The 18393-nt window shown below is 58.5% G+C and carries 13 protein-coding genes; 5 read left to right on the forward strand and 8 right to left on the reverse strand.

Features of this window, described 5'->3' with window-relative positions; all coding sequences use genetic code 11:
- Nucleotides 1–159 precede the first annotated feature (159 nt).
- Complete coding sequence (glgP, locus tag FNT36_RS13010; RefSeq protein ID WP_144848269.1) at nt 160–1803, forward strand: alpha-glucan family phosphorylase; 1644 nt, start codon at nt 160–162, stop codon at nt 1801–1803.
- 135 nt (nt 1804–1938) lie between these two features.
- Nucleotides 1939–2601 (forward strand): SOS response-associated peptidase, encoded by a 663-nt coding sequence (locus tag FNT36_RS13015; RefSeq protein ID WP_144848271.1) that lies wholly within the window; start codon nt 1939–1941, stop codon nt 2599–2601.
- 131 nt (nt 2602–2732) lie between these two features.
- Here FNT36_RS13015 and FNT36_RS13020 read toward each other — a convergent pair whose 3' ends face one another.
- The 6 genes from FNT36_RS13020 to FNT36_RS13050 all read right to left on the reverse strand — a co-directional run bounded on the left by FNT36_RS13020 (nt 2733) and on the right by FNT36_RS13050 (nt 11790).
- Nucleotides 2733–5132: a hypothetical protein gene (locus tag FNT36_RS13020; RefSeq protein ID WP_144848272.1), complete on the reverse strand. Its 2400-nt coding sequence runs from the start codon at nt 5130–5132 to the stop codon at nt 2733–2735.
- Between the two features lie 46 nt (nt 5133–5178).
- Nucleotides 5179–6372: a DUF4249 domain-containing protein gene (locus FNT36_RS13025; RefSeq protein WP_144848274.1), complete on the reverse strand. Its 1194-nt coding sequence runs from the start codon at nt 6370–6372 to the stop codon at nt 5179–5181.
- Nucleotides 6372–9164, reverse strand: coding sequence for a TonB-dependent receptor (locus tag FNT36_RS13030; RefSeq protein ID WP_144848276.1), 2793 nt, complete (start codon nt 9162–9164; stop codon nt 6372–6374). Before FNT36_RS13030 ends, FNT36_RS13025 begins: the two co-directional genes overlap by 1 nt.
- Nucleotides 9165–9242: 78 nt before the next feature.
- On the reverse strand, nt 9243–9989 hold the full coding sequence (locus tag FNT36_RS13035) for a hypothetical protein (RefSeq protein ID WP_144848278.1): 747 nt from the start codon (nt 9987–9989) through the stop codon (nt 9243–9245).
- Nucleotides 9990–10219: 230 nt separating this feature from the next.
- Complete coding sequence (nth, locus tag FNT36_RS13040; protein WP_144848280.1) at nt 10220–10876, reverse strand: endonuclease III; 657 nt, start codon at nt 10874–10876, stop codon at nt 10220–10222.
- A 278-nt stretch (nt 10877–11154) separates the two neighbouring features.
- A complete protein-coding gene (locus FNT36_RS13050) occupies nt 11155–11790 on the reverse strand; it encodes an RNA polymerase sigma factor (RefSeq protein ID WP_144848282.1) in 636 nt (211 codons plus the stop codon).
- 443 nt (nt 11791–12233) lie between these two features.
- On the opposite strand from FNT36_RS13050, the gene FNT36_RS13055 reads away from it, so the two are divergent.
- Both FNT36_RS13055 and FNT36_RS13060 read left to right on the forward strand, forming a co-directional pair.
- Nucleotides 12234–12956 carry an alpha/beta fold hydrolase gene (locus FNT36_RS13055; RefSeq protein WP_233635888.1) on the forward strand — a complete coding sequence of 241 codons (723 nt, stop codon included), beginning with the start codon at nt 12234–12236 and terminating at the stop codon, nt 12954–12956.
- On the forward strand, nt 12953–13900 hold the full coding sequence (locus FNT36_RS13060) for a glycoside hydrolase family 43 protein (protein WP_144848286.1): 948 nt from the start codon (nt 12953–12955) through the stop codon (nt 13898–13900). Before FNT36_RS13055 ends, FNT36_RS13060 begins: the two co-directional genes overlap by 4 nt.
- 44 nt (nt 13901–13944) lie before the next feature.
- On the opposite strand, the gene FNT36_RS13065 is transcribed toward FNT36_RS13060, so the two are convergent.
- Nucleotides 13945–16257, reverse strand: coding sequence for a patatin-like phospholipase family protein (locus tag FNT36_RS13065; RefSeq protein ID WP_144848288.1), 2313 nt, complete (start codon nt 16255–16257; stop codon nt 13945–13947).
- 212 nt (nt 16258–16469) lie between these two features.
- On the opposite strand from FNT36_RS13065, the gene FNT36_RS13070 reads away from it, so the two are divergent.
- On the forward strand, nt 16470–16955 hold the full coding sequence (locus FNT36_RS13070; RefSeq protein WP_233635889.1) for a hypothetical protein: 486 nt from the start codon (nt 16470–16472) through the stop codon (nt 16953–16955).
- 118 nt (nt 16956–17073) lie between these two features.
- On the opposite strand, the gene FNT36_RS13075 is transcribed toward FNT36_RS13070, so the two are convergent.
- Nucleotides 17074–18339 (reverse strand): protoporphyrinogen/coproporphyrinogen oxidase, encoded by a 1266-nt coding sequence (locus FNT36_RS13075; RefSeq protein ID WP_144848292.1) that lies wholly within the window; start codon nt 18337–18339, stop codon nt 17074–17076.
- Nucleotides 18340–18393 lie beyond the last annotated feature (54 nt).

Raw genomic sequence — 18393 nt, forward strand, 5'->3', positions numbered from 1 at the left:
CGTCAAGCCGCTTCGGAATCGTTTTCGGAAAACAACTTTTGCCCGTACTTGCGTCGCCAAACCCAATCTATACGTAGGCGCAGAAGCTTGCCCAAAGCTTTCCTTTGCATCCTTCAACACCCCTAACCGGCAGGCTGCTACCTGCTTCATTCTTTCCCTATGGCATTTCAGTTTAAGGCCCCTGCACCGGCCGCCAAGTACAAAACGCCCGTTGCGTACTTCTCGATGGAGTTTGCCCTCGACCAAGCCCTCAAAAGCTACTCGGGCGGCCTAGGCTTCTTGGCCGGCTCGCACATGCGCTCGGCCTACGAGCTCAAGCAAAACCTCATCGGCATCGGCATTTTGTGGACCTACGGCTACTACGACCAGGTGCGCGATGCCGACCAGACCATGAAGCCGGCCTTTATCGAGAAGAACTACTCTTTTCTGCAAGACACGGGCATCGTGTTCCCCATCATCATCCACGACGCCGAGGTGCACGTGAAGGCGCTGTACTTGGCGCCCGAGACGTTTGGCACGGCGCCCATGTTCTTCCTCACCACTGATATTGAGGAGAATGACTTCATTTCGCGCACCATTTCGCACCACCTCTACGACCCGGACACGGCCGCTCGCGTGGCCCAAAGCATGCTGCTGGGCATCGGCGGTGGCAAGCTGCTCGACGTCCTAGGTCGCCAAACTGACATCTACCACCTCAACGAGGGCCACGGCCTGCCGCTGGCGTTTTACCTCTACGAGAAGCACGGCCGCAACCTAGAGGAGGTGCAGAAGCGCCTGGTTTTCACAACCCACACGCCCGAGCTGGCCGGCAACGAGGAGCACCCGATGGCGCTGCTCCAGAAGATGTCATTCTTCTGCGGCGTGCCCGAGCAAGAGGTGCGCCAGGCCGCCCGCGTAGAGGGCGACTCGCTCAACTACACCCTCACCGCACTGCGCTTTGCTAAGAAAGCCAACGGCGTGAGCAAGGTCCACGGCCGCGTGGCCAACGAAATGTGGGGCCATTACGAAGGCATTTGCCCCATCATCTCCATCACCAACGCCCAAAATGGCACCTACTGGCGCGACCCACAGCTGGCCGCCGCTGCCAAGGGCAAGGATGATACCGCCCTGCTGGCTCGCAAAAAGGAGTTGAAAAAGGAGTTGTTCAAGACCGTGGCCGACCAGACCGGCACGCTGCTCGACCCCGAGGTACTCACCATCGTGTGGGCCCGCCGCTTTGCCGCCTACAAGCGCGCCGACCTCATCCTGCGTGATTTTGAGAAATTTGAGCGGCTCGTGACTAACGACGAGCGCCCCGTGCAGGTCATCTGGGCCGGCAAGCCCTACCCGAAGGATTTCGGCGCGATTGATATTTTCAACAATATCATCAAGACCACTAAGGATTTGAAGCGCTGCGCCGTGCTGGTCGGCTACGAGCTAGGCCTGAGCGCCGAGCTCAAAAAAGGCTCCGACCTGTGGCTAAATACCCCGCGCTACCCCCGCGAGGCCAGCGGCACCAGCGGCATGACCGCCGCCATGAACGCCTGCGTGAGTGTGAGCATTGCTGACGGCTGGATTCCGGAGTTTGCCAAGGACGGCGAGAACTGCTTTATCATCGAGCACGCCGACGAAAAGCTGCCCGAAAACGAGAAGGACACCATCGAGGCCAACACACTGTATAACGTGCTCGAAAAGGCCGTGGCGCTCTACTATGACAAGCCCGAGCAGTTCACCAAAATCCGCAAAGCGGCGATGAAGGATGTAGAACCCACCTTCGAGAGCGGCCGCATGGCCAAGGAGTACTACGAGCAGCTCTATAAATAAGTAGCTGAGCTAGTGCTCAAAAACTGTCATGCTGAGCTTGCAAAGCATCTCGTCACGCCAGGCAAACGTTAGAAAAACTAATCGATGCCGTTGAAAGCGTGACAAGATGCTTTGCAGGCTCAGCATGACAATTTTATGTGTGGCCGTTACACCGTTATTACCCCCGCGCCTGGGTTAGCTAAGCGCTTCAACGCGAAAGAAGCCGCTGCGCCCGCGCCCAACTATAATGCCGCGCCTGCGCAGGCGCTGCCCATTATTACCAACGCCGCCCCCGGCCAGATTCAGCTCGTGAGCTGGGGCTTGGTGCCGGGCTGGAGCCGCGACCCGGCTGGCGGCCCCAAGCCTATCAACGCCCGCGCCGAGACCCTAGGCGAAAAGCCCAGCTTCCGGCAGCTGCTGGCGCGGCGGCGCTGTCTAGTGCTGGCCGATTCGTTTTACGAGTGGCAGGCCACCGAGCGGGGTAAGATTCCGCACCGCATTCTGCTGAAAAGTGAGGAGCCTTTCGCCTTCGCCGGGCTGTGGGACGAGTGGGTCGATAAAGCCTCAGGCGAGGTGCACCCGACGTTTACCATCGTCACCACCGAGCCCAATGAACTGATGGCCAAGCTCCACAACCGCATGCCCGTTATTTTGCCCGGCCCTGAAGCCGAGCACGCCTGGCTGGCCGACGACCTGAGCGCGGCACAACACCAGCAATTGCTAGTGCCCTACAACACGAATTTGATGCGCGAATACGCCATTACCACCCGAGTAAACTCGCCGGCCCACAATGATGCGGAGGTATTGGTAGCGGCCTAGGATAACGAAAGCTTTGAAGTATAATCAAAACGTCTGTCATGCTGAGCTTGCCGAAGCATCCTTACCGCACCGTTGGAGGAAGCGGTAGAGATGCTTCGGCAAGCTCAGCATGACAGATGTTTTTTAATTTCTTATAGAGCGGGTTTCACCTCAATGGCAAAGCTGGTGCTACCTAGGTGCCCATCAGGAGTCATGCCCTGCGCTACCACTAGGTAGCGGCCAGCTTGGTCGGAGGTGAAAAAATCCAGCGTTTGCGGGTTGTTGGCCGTTAGGTTCACGGCTGGGTTCCAGTAGAGCAAGTTGCGCAGGTCGGGCAGGCGGCTGCGCCGCAGGGCCTCGGTATCGTAGCGCGGGGCATAAAATTCGCGAGGTACCTGTAGCAATTCGTATTCTTCGAGTAAGGCGCGCGAATTGAGGGGGTAGCCCGCTAGGTCGCCTTTATATGTTCTAAAGCTTACGACGCCTTCAAACATCTGCTGCCCGCTGAGGTAGCGGCTATCTACCACATCAAGGGTTTTTATTTTGAGCGGGTCGAAGGCCAGTAATTGATTGAGGTCAAAAACCGGTAAGCCATCGAGCAGTGTAAGCGGATTTTCCTGCAATATCAAGTGGCGTAGCCGGTCTGTTACCAGGAAGTGAAAGCCATCCTTGCGCTTGCGCACCAGCACGCCGGGCACGTACTCGCGCATCACGTCTTCGAGCGTAGGAAAGCGCGTATAGTCGTCGAGGCGATAATGTTCGGTGGCGCGGCCATAGAAGGCTACCGTATCGAGCGGAACGGCTGTGTAGCGTGGCGACGTCGGAAAAGCTTGCTGCACTTGCGCCTGCAATAGGCGCTCATTGAGTGAGGTAGCCCAGCGGCGCGTGAGCGGTGGCAGGCCGGGTGCAGCCGGGCCACCTCCCACCGTGAAGGGACTTAGCAGCTCGACGCGAACAGTGCTGTCGAGGGCCGGATTGGTTTGGAGCACCAGCTTGCGCAGTCCATAGGCTTGGGGTAGCTCATACTGCACTAGCCCATCGGCATGGCTGGTGGCACTGCTAAACCAGAACGAGTGGCCTGGCAGCGATAGGTAAGCGGGAATGCCCGGCGCGGGGGCTCCCGTGCTCTGGCGCACTCGCCCTTGTAGCAGGTAGCCGTTAACCTCGGGCGGGTAGGCTACAGCGGGGACCTTGCCAGCGAGTACGTCATCCCAGCGAAAGCGTCGCCAGCCCTGCGTCAGCATCAGGTTATCGGCCGCTTGGTCGGCTACCGCACTCGAGTCGCGCAAATAGTAGCCGGCATCTTCGATGAAGCCCCTTAGGTCAGCGGCCAGCAGCAAGTAGCTACTAATGTCGGCCGGTGTGCTGGTGGCCAGCGAATCGAGGCGATACACGGCCAGCGAGAGTGCGGCTGGTCGGGCGGTGCTCACTTTTAGCTGCACTTGGCTGCGCAAGCCAGCTACTTGGGTAGAAGCACTGCCCTGTACCGCTAGCAATTGAGATGGAGTAGGACGCCGAAAGTATAGCCGCTCGGCCACTGGCTGCCGGCCACTGAATAGTGTAAGGTGCGTGATGCCCGGTCGCAGCTGCCGCTTGTTGATGGTGAAGGTGGCCCGACCATTGAGCAGATTTGCTTCGGCGGCTACTGCCACTTGCTGGTCCGTATGGGCCAGCAGCCGCAGCGGCTCGGCAGGTCGGGTTTGCTTGGCCTGCACTGCCACCGAGAGCTCGGTGTGGCTTTTGTCGGTCACGCGCAGCGCAAAGCCTTGCTCGGCCACGGCGGGCAGCTTGCTGGTGATGACTGCCCCGCCTGGCAGCCGTACTGTAGCCGTGTAGGCCCCGCCCGCGGCGCTAGGAGTAAGCAAAAAGCTACCTAGGCCATTGCGCAGCGTTTGAAAGGTAGCGACCGTGGCCCCGCTGGCTGTGGCTACGGTGCCGCTAGCAGCCACACTGCGGCCCTGCCGGTCGGTGATTTTAAAGCCTACCCGCCCCTGCAAGTCCTGCACCAGCTGCCCACCTTCGGGGAAGAATTGCACATCATAAGCCGGGCCGGCCATGGGGGCCGTTGTTGGCCACGCTTGCTGGGTGTTTACGACCGTGATGGGGCATTGAAAGTAGAAATCAGGCCCGGCGTTCTTCATCCAATTGGTGTAGGCGCGCACTACGTAGCGCCCCGTAGCTAGCTCGGCTGGTAGCTCAAATGAACCCTGACCCATAGCCTGCACCAACCCGATTTTAGCTTGCAGCACCGGCCGCTGAGCAGCATCCAGCACTTCTACGTACGCCACTTTGCTCAAAGACAGCGGCCGGTGGTAGGTACCATCTACCGCATAGGCCTTGAACCACAGCGTCTCGCCGGCCACATAGGCGGGGCGGTCGAGGTGCAGATACAGCTGCTCAGTCAGCGCTTGGCGGCTATACTGCTGAAAGCGCTGGCTCAGGTCAGTTATCGGGTCAGCCGGCTGGGCGTAGCCAAGCGCGGCAGCTCCTAGGTGCAGCACCAACGCAAAGCCACTGGCTTTGAGCAATCGCGAGATAGAAGAGAAGCGCACTAGTTCACGAAAAAGAAAGTGGAGTAAGTAGCAAGCTCAAGGTCAACTACCAAAAGCTGGGCTTCGTGATGCTGCCGCGCGCCCGGCAGTCTGCGCACTCACGTGTAGAACCATAGTAGCCATCCAACGCCCCAGTTTCTGGGTTAACGTAGGGATAAACAGGGACGTAGTTGGAATCGGCAAAAGTAAAAGTATGAGGATACGAAAGGGGTGGCCTGTACTGACTTAGAACTTCTGGTTCGAGCTTGCAGCTGGCATAAGGTGAGTCGAAGGCCCAATCACTGGGAAGGGATAGCTCAGCCCGATTGATAAAAAGTCGCTGTTGCTGCACCGTGTGGGCTCCTACATATCCTAGCACGGGCTCAGTAGTGGCGGTGCCAGTGCGGTGTACATTGCCAGTAAGCTGTACGGGTAAGGGGTCGTTGACGGTGCCAATGGCCTCGGTGTTCTTGCGCAGCTGCTCGTAATAAGCAAACTCGTCGGCCGTCTGGGCATACTGCATGACGAGCACGCTGTAACGAATCCTGATGCGCTCGGCTCGGTCGGAAAAGCTTAGCAAGATGTGGTCGACCAGCGCATCTTGGCTGAGCTGTAGGGAGGTGGCTTGCTTGATGGTTGTTGGCTGCTCAGTGCGCCAACACGTGTAAATTGGCGTAGTGCGCCCACCAATTTCATCTATATCAGGATAGTATTCTAACGAAGACTTATAAGCAGCGTTAAACTCCCAAGTCTCGGCAAATTTCCAGCGGTAGTAGCGCGTCTGCTGGGTAGCATCGTGGGTATTTAGCAGCACCCGCACTTCATTATCCGTGCGCCGCCACCCTAGGTTGTCGATAGGCGGCGTAACCTTAAGTGGCACCAGCGCCGACTCGTAAGTGGCGGGGCTGGTGCCAGCCGTGCTGATACGCACTTGGTACTGACCTGGGCTAAGTGTGAGGCTGTCGGACTGGTAGAAGCCGGGGCTACGCTCGCGCATGGTGTAGCGGGCGCCCGCCGCGCTCTGTATGTAGACCGTAGCCTTGGCTTCGGGCGTCGGGGCGGCCGTGGTAGCGATGTTCTGCGTGCGTGAAAGTTTGATACGGGTAGCCCCATTGCCATTAATGAAGCCATCCACTACTAAGTAACTCGTGGGCGCGCTAATGACATCGGGAGTATAGGAGTCGATGCAGCTACCTAGGGCTAGCAGCAGTAGGCTAGTGGCTAAGCGAATAGGCAGGGCAGAAGCAGGCGCAATACGCATTAGAAGCGGAAGTTATAAGTGAGCGTAGGGATGGGCTGCCCAAAAATGGAAAGCTTGTAGCCCTTAATCTGTCCGCCCGTCGATTGGAAATAAACCGAGTACGGATTGCGCCTGCCCGTCAGGTTATAGATGGAAACAGTCCAAGAGCTATGCGCCAGCTTCTTGATGCGGTGATTGCTCTCGAAGTTGACGGCGAAATCGACGCGGTAGTAGTCGGGCACCCGATAGGCATTGCGGTCTGAGTAATACACCCGGTAGGCGTCATCGATGTAGTACTTGGCTAGCGGTAGCGTAATGGGGCGGCCCGTGCTGTAGTTAAAATTGAGCGAGGTATTGAAGCGTCGCGAAAAGCGGTAATTACCTACCAGCGTCACATCGTGCGGCTTATCATAGTTGCTCGGGTACCAGTTGCCGCCATTCACTTGGTCGGTAGCCGTGTTTACCTGTACCAGCGAGCGGGCGTAGGTGTAGCTGAGCCAGCCATTTATCTTGCCTACATTCTTGCGTAGCAGCACTTCCACCCCGTAGGCGCGGCCGTTGGCATTGAGCACATCGGTTTCGAGGTGCGGGTTTAGCAGCAGCACGGCACCGCCTTTATAATCCAGAAAGTCTTGGATGCGTTTGTAGTAGCCCTCTACCGAAAACTCGACGGTGTTGCGCTTGAAGTTGTGATAGTACCCTAGGGCTACCTGGTCGCCCACTTGCGGCCGGATATATTTGTCGCTCAGCTTCCAGCTATCGGTGGGCGATACCACGGTAGTATTGGTAAGCTGATGCACATATTGCCGAGTGCGGTTGTAGCTGACCTTTACCGACGAAGTAGCCGTTAGCTCGTACTTGGCCGAGAAGCGCCACTCGGGGCCTCCGTAGTTGGCCAGTACCTGGCCACCGCTGTAGTCGGTAGTGCCGGTGACGGTGCTTTCGCTGCGCGACAGGCCTGCAATGTAATCTCGTACTTGGCGGGGCCCTAGGGCTTGGAAAAAGGAATACCGCAGCCCCAGCACGACTGCAAAGCGAGGACTGATGTCGAAACGGTCGGCCGCATATACGGCGCTTTCCAAGGCCCGCTCATGCTGAATGATGGTCGGCAGTAGCAGTGACGAGCTACCTAGGGGTTGCTGGTTGCCGGGGGCGGTGTTATAAAGCAGCGTGCTGGCCCCGAAGTCCAGCGTATGCTTAGCGTGCCACAGATAGCTGGCATCAGCCTGCACCGCCGCTTGGTTGATACTATAGTCGAAGGTGGAAGCTGCATATTCGTTGCGCGTCGTCTTCAGGTTGAAGCCGTAGCGACTGTAGGTGCCCGTAAGCGTGCCCGCCAATTGTGGACTAAAGGTATGCTTCCACTTAAGCGCGGCGGCCGTGTTGCGATACTCATAAATGGTATCACTGGCCAGTCGAAACCGGTCGTGGCTGAAGTAACCAGTAGCTGAAAGCGAGTTTTTGTCGTCTAGGTCGTAGGTGAGGTAAGCGCTCAGGTCGTAGAAGGAAGCCGCGCTGTTTTTGAGGGTAGGGCTAGGTACTTGGTGCAGCAGCCAATCAGAATACGAAGTGCGGCCACTAACCAAAAACGAACCTTTGGCAGGCGCGTCTTCCTGAGTGCGTGGGCCCAGCGGCCCCTCCAGTTCCAGGCGACTAGTGAGCAGGCCAATGCCACCCGAGCCGCCAAACTTTTTGCGGTTGCCCTCACGCCCCTCAATCTCTAGCACCGAAGCTAGGCGCCCGCCGTAACGCACCGGAATGGCACTTTTGTACAGTTCGGCCGACTGCACCGCATCGGGGTTGAAGGCCGAAAAGAAACCGAATAAGTGGGCCGGGTTATAGATGGTGGCGCCGTTAAATAGCACCAGATTTTGGTCGGTGCCGCCGCCGCGCACACTAAAGCCCGTACTGCCCTCGCCAATAGTTTTTACGCCGGGCAGCGCCGTAACCACGCGCAGGATATCAGCCTCGCCGAATACCGTCGGCACTTGCTTGATAACCTTAATATCTAGCTTTTGCACGCCCATTTGCATGCCGCGCACATTGCCCTCTTTCTGACCCTGCACTACTACTTCACGTAGCGAAGTCACGTCAGATAGCACCTCTAGGTCGAGGCGACCGCTGGCGTGCACCCAGATTTGCCGGCGCGTGGGGCGAATACCTAGGCCACGGATGTTGAGATTATAACGGCCCACCGGCAGCGTAAGCGAGTATGCCCCTTCCTTATCGGTTGCCGTGCCGATGTTCGGGGAATCTATAAATACCGCTACGCCCGGCACGGGCTCCTTGCTGGTGCGTACCACACCCGTTATCGTAGCTCGGTTGCCAGGAGGTGCCGCCTGCCGCGGTCCTATCTCATATATTCTAAATTCAGACGTGCCCATTTCGGCGGGCCGCCCGGTGCGCGCTGGCGCCTGGCCTCCTCCGGCAATAGCAGGCGGCGGGCTGCCACTGACCGGCGCCGCCTGAAAAAACTCATCTGGCAGGCGCGTTTGCAGCGGGTACTCAGGCGTAATGAATACCCGATTGGTAGCCTCGTCGATGGCGAAACGTAACGAAGAATGCTCGAAAATTTGCCGCAGCACCGCTACTAGCGGCAACTCGTTGGCCTGCACCTGCACCGTTACACTGTCTAGCGCTGCTGGGTTGAAGTAGAAGCGATAAGGCGTCTGGGCCTCCACACGCTGCGCAAACTGCTCGAAGCGCAGGTTGCGAAAGTCACCGCTAATAGACGGCGAGCCTTGCTGAGCGAGAGTAGGGTAGCTACTAGCCAGTAGTCCAGCCAGCAAAATGCCAAAGTAAAGTCGGGTCATAGCAAGCAAACAGGAAGAGCAGAAAACCACAGGCACCAGCCCTCGGCTGCCCGCGCAGGGGCGGCCGAGGGCTGGTGCCTAGGGCAGGGTGTAGTAGTAGCGGAGGGCTTTCAGGGCCGACGCCTCGCGCTGTGCAGCCGAAAAGCGTAGTTTTTGCTGGCGGGCGTAGCGCTGCACCTCAGTTCGATGGGCTGGCAGCAGGGCTAGCAGGTCTTTCAGGCGCCCTACTTCTACCGCGGTGCTACCCGAGCGGGCAATAAGCTTATCAATCTGTCTGAACTTGAAGACCAGGCTCTGGTTGTCGGTGGTTTGCTGCAGGTATTTGACGTGGCGGGCCAGCAGGTTCACCGGCCCTGGTTGTAGCAGCTCATAAAAGCCAGTGCGCAGCAGGGCGCTCGCCGAGGAGTCGCCTAGCACATGAATGAAGTGCCGGTCTTGAATAGAGAAGTCAGTGAGCGCTTCCGGAACCAGCATGATGTTGGCCACCTGGTTAGGGTAGGTGAGCACCACCCGGTCGAGCACCAAGTCGTAGCGCAGCGGCACTTGCTGAAAGTAAGCGTTGCGATACGTAACGGTACCAAGCCGCGGCTCAGCGCTCTCAAAGAACTGGTGCCCAATTGCGCCCGGCTTGGTAGGGTCTACGTACTCAGGACCGCTGAATAATACCGATTCCGCTTGCGTAGCCTTTGTGTAGTGCTGCGTAGCGGCCTCCACCGCGGCGGCTAGGGCCATCGAGTCGGCGGTGGCTGGGGCCTGCGCCCGCGTATGATAGGGGCAAGCCAAAGCGAGGCAGCAGGCGACCATACACAGTAATCGGTGCATCATGCAAAAGCTAAAAAAGGCTGGATTGCCATGTTTTAGCTTTGCCCAGTTAGGGCGGCCTCCTAAAACTGACTGCGCAATATATTCACAGAAAGCTCACGGTTAGTACGTAGCCGCTATGCATGTCCTAGGTCTTACTAGGGTTATGACCAAGTAAAAAGCTTCTGCCACAATTACCTAATTAGCAATTGCATTGATAGCTAGTGGGTACCTATGCTATTGGCTTAGCTTGGCTACATGGGTTGTGCCTGCGCAAGCTTCTGATAGTAGGCGCAAAAATCGGTGAACGGGCACACGCTGCACTTGGGCGTGCGCGCCACACAGATGTAGCGGCCATGCAAAATCAGCCAGTGGTGGGCCTTGGGTATCAGCTCCTGCGGCGTGTACTTCACCAAGCCTTTCTCCACGGCTAGCGGCGTGGTGGCCGTTTTGGGCACCAGCCCTAGGCGGTGCGATACCCGAAATACATGGGTATCTACGGCCATGGCGGGCTGGTTGTAGATAACTGACACTACCACGTTGGCCGTTTTGCGGCCCACGCCCGGCAGGCGCTGTAGCTCCCCAATAGTGCTGGGTACCTCTCCCCCAAATTCTTCGGTGAGCAGCTTACCTAAGCCGGCCAAGTGCTTGGCTTTGTTATTAGGGTACGAAACGCTGCGGATAAACGGAAAAATATCCTCGGCCGAGGCCGCACCTAGCTCGGCCGCAGTCGGAAACTGCTCTAGCAGCGCGGGCATCACCTGGTTCACGCGCTTGTCGGTGCACTGGGCGCTTAGTACTACGGCCACAATGAGCTCGTAGGGGTTGCGGTAGGCCAGCTCGGTGCGCGGCTCGGGGTAATGCGTGGTGAAATAGTCGAGAAACCGGCGAAACCGTTCGGGGCGAGTCATACCTAATGCAAAAAGTGCGCAAACTACACGCACGCCAACATACGATGCCTACGCTGCCAAGCAGGTAGGCACTCGTAGTTGCGAGGCCGTAATTAGCGCACTTCCCGTAAGTGATTTAGCGTAAAAATGTTCGCGAATATTGGAGAATGTTAGCGGTGGTAGATGCTTTAGGTTCGCGGGCTAGGCCGTTAAGCGCTTGTTGCGCAAGGAGTAAATCGGCACACGCTACTGCCAACTCGGGGTCGTGCAGCAGCGCGTCTTCGACTTCATGTTGTTCGTCAGCTGGCAATTCGTTGTACACGTAGCGAAGCAGCGTCGGGTGGGGTAATGTTTGTATCATACAAAAGGGAATGTGCGGCCATTTTCTTCCGCAAATTGATTAGCGCATAGCGCATCCGGCCTAGGGCCGTGTTGATGCTGACGCCGGTTGCGTCGGCAATTTCCTGAAAGCTCATATCGCCATAATGGCGCATGAGTAGCACTTCCTTTTGCGCCGCTGGTAGCTCTTGAATGAGCTGACGCAGTTGCGCATGGCTTTCCTCGCGGCCGAGTATATCGTCGGCCGGCTCTTCTGATAGGTGTAACGAATTAGCTAGCCCGATGTTGTCATCGAGGCTCGTTTGGGGCGCTCTTTTTGCGCGCCGGAAGGCATCGATGGCTAAGTTATGGGCAATGCGGCAGAGCCACGAGGCAAACTTGCCTTCGTCTTGGTAGCGCCCGCTTTTGAGGGTGTGGATGGCCTTAATGAAGGTATCCTGGGTGAGGTCATCGGCGACGTCCTGGTCACGCACGACGAGGTGTATAGTCGTGAAGACCCGCGCCTGATGGCGCTGGAGCAGCTGGGCAAAGGCCGACTCGTGGCCAGCCAAATAAAGGGCGATGAGCGCGGAATCGCTCGGCTGCATGGGTTCCATAAAGGACTACGGGTTAGGAGAACGTAGAGCTTAGGTCGATAGTATGCAGCTAAGGGTAAAAAAGAAGGGAGTGAGCAGGAGATGAAGCCCGCGATAATCGAGCCAAATGTAGCAGCCTAGCCGCGAGTTATGCAAGGGCGGTAGTTTGCAGGCAAAAAATATTCTTTTTGAAAGCGGCGGTAGCGGCAAAGCTACTCGAAGCATTAACTACTTGCCCCAGTGGGGCCAGCGGCCAGCCCGGAGCGCACTGCTCGGTTGGCTTAGTAGTCAATAGGTAATCGCTTCCGCTATTACCTAGGTGCCTAGGCATAGCTAGTGCAAGTTAAGCACTCTGTCGCTAATTACAATGCCTATTTTAACCTAAATAGCCGCTTGCCCTAAGCTCGCGTATAGACAGTAGGCCCAGGCCCCGGCAGGTCGGGAGCCTAGGAGCTGCATTAGCTTTGCTTACGTACCTCGCGCTTCACTACTGGGCCGGCGCCGGCCACGAATTCAACCACTTACAAAGCCAGTTGCCAGCTGGCACTTCGCTAGTAGCGCCCGACCTGCCGGGCTTTGGAGCACAGGCAGCGCCCGCAGGCTTTGACTACTCGGTGGGCGCTTATACCGACTGGGTAGCCAGCTTAGTAGCGGCGCACAACCTAGAAGAGTACGTACTGATTGGGCACAGCATGGGCGGTAAAATCGCGCTGGCTTTGGCCGCGCGCCAGCCGGTAGGACTGCGTGGCCTAGTGCTACTGTCACCCTCGCCACCTACGCCCGAGCCCATCAGCGACGAAGACCGAAAGGCGAGCCTGGCAGCCTATGGTCAACGCCACGAAGCCGAAAAGACGGCGACCAAAATCATGATTCGTCCAGTATCGGCGGCCGTGCGGCAAGAGGTTATCGCTGATAACCTCCGCACCAGCCAGGCGGCCTGGGATGCTTGGCTAGAGCACGGCTCGAAAGAAGATATTTCGGCCCTCATGCCCGCTATTCAGGTGCCGTGCTGCTTGCTGGTGGGCGATGCCGACCATGCCATTCCGCTGGCCGCGCAGCAGCAACAAACGCTACCGCTGCTGCCCGCTGGCTCGCCGCTGGTGGTGGTGCCGGAAGCCGGCCACTTGTTACCCCTCGAAGCTCCTGATGTGGTTCGGGACGCTATACTAAAGCTCGCTCTCGCATGACTTACCACAACCCGGTCCTCGATGCCGATTTCCCAGACCCCAGCGTGCTGCGGGCGCCCGATGGCTACTACTATGCTTACGCTACCCAAACCAAGCGCGCGGGCCAGATTCTAAACTTCCAGGTAGCGCGTTCGCTCGACCTTATTACTTGGGAGTACCTAGGTGAGGCTATGCCCACCAAGCCCGACTGGGCCGCCACCAGCCAGCGCTTTTGGGCGCCCGATGTGAGCCGCCACCCCGATGGCCGCTACCTGATGTACTACTCGGCGCAGCCTAATGACCCGGCCGCTGGCCTGTGCCTAGGCGTAGCCGTGGCCGACCGACCCGAAGGCCCCTTTGTAGATAGTGGGCAGCCGCTGCTGGCAGGTGGGCCGGGCTTCGAAAATATCGACCCCATGCGCTTCGTGGACCCCGCCGATGGGCGGCAACTGCTGTTTTGGGGCTCCGGTTTTGGGCCGCTCCGGGTACAAGAGTTGGCCGCCGATGGCCTAGGCTTCGCCGAAAACTCGGTGGCGCAAGTGATAGTAGAAACCCGCTCGCCCGGCGACCCGGCGCTCTATGGCCACCTCATCGAGGGTAGCTGGGTGCATTACCGTGAAGGCTGGTACTACCTGTTCTATTCAGGCGATAACTGCTGTGGCCCCGATGCTCGCTACGCCGTGCTGGTGGCCCGGGCCCGCCACGCCACCGGCCCCTATCAAACGCTGGCTCAAGCCACGGGCACCGCGGGTACTATTCTCACCGAAAACGAGCGGTGGCAGGCGCCGGGCCACAACTCGCTCATTACGGACCCTAGCGGCCAGGACTGGCTGCTCTACCACGCCATCGACCGCCAGCAGCCCACTTTCGACGCCATTAATGATGAGCAAGGCTACTCACGGCGCGTAATGCTGCTGAGCAAAGTAGACTATACCGAAGACGGCTGGCCATTTGTTAATGGGTAATTAGGGTAGCCGGTGATGAGAGTAATCACTGCCGGTGAACATCCTTACTCTAGCGAGCGGCTGCGGAATAAAATGTACCCTAGGTGCCCATACACGGCAAAGCGGTGGTGCGGGTCGTCGTAGTAGGTGGCGTGCACGGCCAGCGGGCCCACGGGCGTAGTGAAGATGAGGCCCGTCGAGCCAGTGAGGTAGGGGCGGCTGAAGCCACGGCGCAACTCGGCCAATTGGTCTACATCTTCAAAGGGGTTGAAGTTGACGTGCGTATAAATCTCTGAGCGCCACTCGAAGTTGCCGAATATGGGCTGGTTGTAGCGGAGGCCCACAGCCACATAGCGCGGCGCGCGGTAGTGGTCCAGAAACAGCGTGCGCGAATCGACCAGCGGCGTAAATACTGGCGCGCTAGTCAGCGACGAGCGGTAATTGAGAAAGCGCCCCTGGCTGCTGGCTACTAGCTCACCAAAGTAGCCCCAAGCTTGCTTTTCACCCCGCAGTGGCACGTAGCGCTCGTAGGCTGCCCGCAGTTGTAGCCAGTCGTGGTGGCGGCTGGCCTCGGTTTGCAGCAGCGAGGTAGTACCCGGCGTGTAAGCTTCGGTGCCCGTTACGCCACGCAGACTGACCACATAGCGGCGACCCGCTACGGCGTACTGCTTGCGATTGAGCGAGTTGCGGGCAAAGCGTACGGCCGCCGTGCCACCTTTAAAGGAGGTGCGTGCTAGCACGTCGGTCGAGTTGATTTCCGCGGTATTCGAATAGTTATCAACGTTGTAAAACGCCCCTAGGTCGAGTGCCACGCGAGCGCGGTAGCGAGGCGAAATGCCAATCTGGCCGCCTACCTTGGTGTCTTGCTGCCGCACTTGGGTGTTCAGCACGTCGCGCCCCAGCAAGCCGCCCGTGTTCTGGTAGTCCCACTGGTTGTAGGTGATTTGGGGCTGCACAAAGAAGGGCACGCGCCCCGGCACATTGATGCGGAAATTGCCTTGCGCGCCGTTGTAAAAGCGCCCTAGGCTCACGTTGGCGCCCACCGAGTAGAGCAGGCTGCGCAAGTACTTAAACTCGATACCAAAGTATAGATTGTCGATGGGCCGCGTGCTGAGCGCAAAGCCCACCTCAGCGGCCACATTGTTGTTCTGCTGCGCATCGACCGAAAACACGTAGCCCTGCTGCGCCGCATCGTAGCGTATGCGCGGGTAGATGTTGCGGAAGTAGTCGTCGGCGGCCAGGCGATAGTAGCCCTCTTCTAGGTCGTCTAGGTTATAGGTGGAGCCACTGCGCCGAAAAAACCGTTCGGCGTAGCCATTCTGGTCAGCCCGCAGGCCCTGCACCCGCACCTGCACGAAGCGCGGCGTGGGCGCCGCCTGCTGAAAAGCCAGGCGGCGGCGTTGCAACTCCAAGGTATCGACCCGGCGGCCGATGCGCTGGCGAATCAGGGCCAGCTTGCGCTGGGTGGCCGTGTCGCCCCGCCCGATGAGCGTGCGCGCTCGGTCAAAGTCGGTGGCCCCGATACCCTCTAGGTTGGGCTGAATAAAAATACCATTGCGACCTACGCTGGTGGTGTCGGCCACGTTGGCGCCTAGGAATACCAAGGCATTGGTTAGTAGCTCGTCGTCCTTCTTAAAAGGGTATTTTTCGAACGCCACATCGCCCACATTAACCCCAATAATGATATCGGGCTGAAACTCGCGGCGCATTACATCGGTGGGAAAGTTGTTGTAGATGCCGCCATCGAAGAGGTAGCGCCCGTCGGGGTTGCGAATGGGGCGGAAGGCCAGCGGCACAGCCATGGAGTTGCGCACGGCATCGGCTAGGTTGCCACCCTTCTGCACCACTTGCGTGCGCGTAAAAATCTCAGCTGCCAAGCAGCGGTAAGGCACAAAGAGCTTGTCAAAATTGTAGCCACAGGTGGCGCCGGCGGGGGCTAGCAGCCGGGCCAGGGCTAGGTTGAGGTTGATGTCATTGACTAGGTTGGGCACCACACGGGCGCGCAGCGCCGAGTCGATAGCCACACCCAGCCGCAGCGCCGAAGGGTCGGGTTCGGCAGTGAGGTAGTTGAAGGTTTTGTCTTGAAGCTGCTTGCCCGATACCCAGTACTGAAACTGGGGCGAAAGCACAATTTGCTCAATCTCGCGTGGCGAGTAGCCTGCCGAGTACATGGCGCCTACTACAGCCCCCATGCTCGTGCCAATAATGTAATCTATCGGGATGCCATTCGCCTCAAGCTGCTTGAGCACCCCAATGTGGGCCAGCCCCTTGGCACCGCCACCGCTCAGCACTAGGCCCACTTTTTGGGCGCGTAGCGAGGTCGGGCAACCTAGTAGCAACAGCAGTACGCAAAAGGTGAAATGTAGTACTTTTATCATATAGTAATTTATTAGTATATTAGTGGCCCTCGCGCCTTACGCCGGAACCGAAAGGGTAGTTGCTCGCGAGGCCAGTTGCAGGAGCTACTATATCGAGTATTTGTTTAACAAATTGATAATTAGAGTTAAACATCTAGGCAAAAGTATCAGCTAGAAGCAACTCCTCAGCTTAAGCTGCGTTCTTTATACGTTCTACTCTAATGGCCTCCCTGATGAAGACTCCAACCCCTGCCGATGACGCCAGTAGCACTCCGGCCCGCAAACGTACCAAAACTCGGCCCGCAGCCCGCCGGCGCACCCTCGAAAATACGTACTCCGACCCCGCCCTTCGCGAGCGGCTAAAAGATGAAATTCGCGCCGCCTCCAAGGGTGGAGAGCCCGGTACTTGGAGCGCGCGCAAGTCGCAGCTCCTTACGCTGGCTTACCAAAAAGCTGGTGGTGGTTACATCAATCGCCACCCTAACTCCAAGCAAAAAGACCTGAAGGAGTGGACCAAGCAAGACTGGAAAACGGCCGACGGCAAGCCCGCTCGGCGTGCCAGTGGCACCACCCGCTACCTACCCAACAAAGCCTGGGATGAACTAAGTGATGCAGAGAAAAAGGCAACCAATGATAAGAAGAAAGCAGGCTCCAAAGCCGGCGAGCACGTAGTAGCCAACACGACCGCCGCCAAGAAGGCCCGCAAGAAAGCCGAGTAGCCTTCGCCTAGGTCGTGCCTTACACGCAGCCTTGAGGCAAACCACTACTGTCTGCTTTGCACTCTCAACCAGCAAACAACTCCTGCCCGCGTGCTGCGGGCAGAAGAAAGCCGTGTGGCTATGCTTGGCTCAACAGCATTTCGGCAGCTTGCCGGCCTGTGCCTAGGGCCGCATTGAGCGAAGGATAAGACACCCAGTCGCCACAGCGCAGCAGCGTCTCACCCAGGCGCAGCGGCTGCTGCGGTGGCTGGCCGGGGCCATACACGGGCAAAGCCTGCGGAATATGGTAGGTGCGCACATGCTGCCATAGCGCCGCCGTGGGCCCAAACCACGCGGCCAACTCGGTGCGGAGCCGGGCCGTGAGGTCTTCGTCGCTGAGGCCGTGCTCGCCATGGGTACTCACCGAGATAAGCCCTTGGCCACTAGGTGCCACCTCGGGACTGACTTCGGTCGGAAAGGCTACGTTGTGCACCAGCGTATTAGGGGCGGCGTTTAGGTGAAGCAGCCGGCGCCCGTGGCTGGGTGCCGCCCCCGCCGTGGTAAAATACGTGCAGGTGGTGGCCCGGGCTGCCGGGGCGGTTCCAGCCTCTTCGCCGAGCAACTGCGCGGCCGCTGGCCCATCGGTAGCTAGCACGGTAGCAGCCGCGCGCAGGGTTTCGCCCGAGGCGAGGCGCACAGCGCGGCCGCCTTCCAGTACTGCCGCCACGGGCGTATGCAGGCGCACGGTACCGGCCGGTAGGCGGGCAGCCAACTGCTCGGGTAACTGCTGCATACCTAGGGCTGGCACGGCGGCATTACCGCGCGAAAACTGTTGAAACACGAAAGCAAAGAAATTGCTGGCCGTGCCTAGGTCGCGGGCGAGGTATACCCCACCGAAGAAGGGCCGAAAGAAGCTATCAATAATCTGCTCGCTCCACCCATAATGTCGTAAAAAGCTCAGCGTCGTTTCGGAAGGGCGAGCTAGTAACTGCTCAGGCGATTGGCCTTGCAGCTGAGCCACAAATTTGGCAATGAGCATTTTGTCTGAAAAGGTGCCAATGGGCGAGCCTAGGGCCGCAAAAGCAGCCAGCGGTACGCGCATAGGGTTTTCCAGTACAGTTTCCTTGCCATTGGCGAGCCGAATTACTGCGCCCGATTCGTAATTTTTGAGCCGCAGCGAGCCGTAGTCGAACATGCGCCGCGCCTCGGGGTAGTCAGTTAGCAAAATTTGAAAACCGCGGTCGAGCCGAAAGCCATCCGGCGTCACGTCGGTACGTACACGCCCACCCACGGCATCAGCCGCTTCGAGCACCACCGACGAGCGCCCCGCGCGGTGCAGCCAATTGGCACAGGCCAGGCCCGCCATCCCGGCGCCAATGATGATAACAGGGTACTCTTCAGGCATCAGCTTAAAAACAAATTCACCAACAAACACACACCAACTGGCGGCCAGCTACTA

It is taken from the genome of Hymenobacter setariae (assembly GCF_007713685.1).
GTDB lineage: Bacteria > Bacteroidota > Bacteroidia > Cytophagales > Hymenobacteraceae > Hymenobacter > Hymenobacter setariae.

Bases quoted from the DNA above. Each gene is read 5' to 3' on its own strand.
- glgP (WP_144848269.1), top strand. From the start codon at position 160: ATGGCATTTCAGTTTAAGGCCCCTGCACCGGCCGCCAAGTACAAAACG.
- FNT36_RS13015 (WP_144848271.1), top strand. From the start codon at position 1,939: ATGTGTGGCCGTTACACCGTTATTACCCCCGCGCCTGGGTTAGCTAAG.
- FNT36_RS13025 (WP_144848274.1), bottom strand. From the start codon at position 6,372: ATGCGTATTGCGCCTGCTTCTGCCCTGCCTATTCGCTTAGCCACTAGC.
- FNT36_RS13030 (WP_144848276.1), bottom strand. From the start codon at position 9,164: ATGACCCGACTTTACTTTGGCATTTTGCTGGCTGGACTACTGGCTAGT.
- FNT36_RS13035 (WP_144848278.1), bottom strand. From the start codon at position 9,989: ATGATGCACCGATTACTGTGTATGGTCGCCTGCTGCCTCGCTTTGGCT.
- nth (WP_144848280.1), bottom strand. From the start codon at position 10,876: ATGACTCGCCCCGAACGGTTTCGCCGGTTTCTCGACTATTTCACCACG.
- FNT36_RS13050 (WP_144848282.1), bottom strand. From the start codon at position 11,790: ATGGAACCCATGCAGCCGAGCGATTCCGCGCTCATCGCCCTTTATTTG.
- FNT36_RS13060 (WP_144848286.1), top strand. From the start codon at position 12,953: ATGACTTACCACAACCCGGTCCTCGATGCCGATTTCCCAGACCCCAGC.
- FNT36_RS13065 (WP_144848288.1), bottom strand. From the start codon at position 16,257: ATGATAAAAGTACTACATTTCACCTTTTGCGTACTGCTGTTGCTACTA.
- FNT36_RS13070 (WP_233635889.1), top strand. From the start codon at position 16,470: ATGAAGACTCCAACCCCTGCCGATGACGCCAGTAGCACTCCGGCCCGC.
- FNT36_RS13075 (WP_144848292.1), bottom strand. From the start codon at position 18,339: ATGCCTGAAGAGTACCCTGTTATCATCATTGGCGCCGGGATGGCGGGC.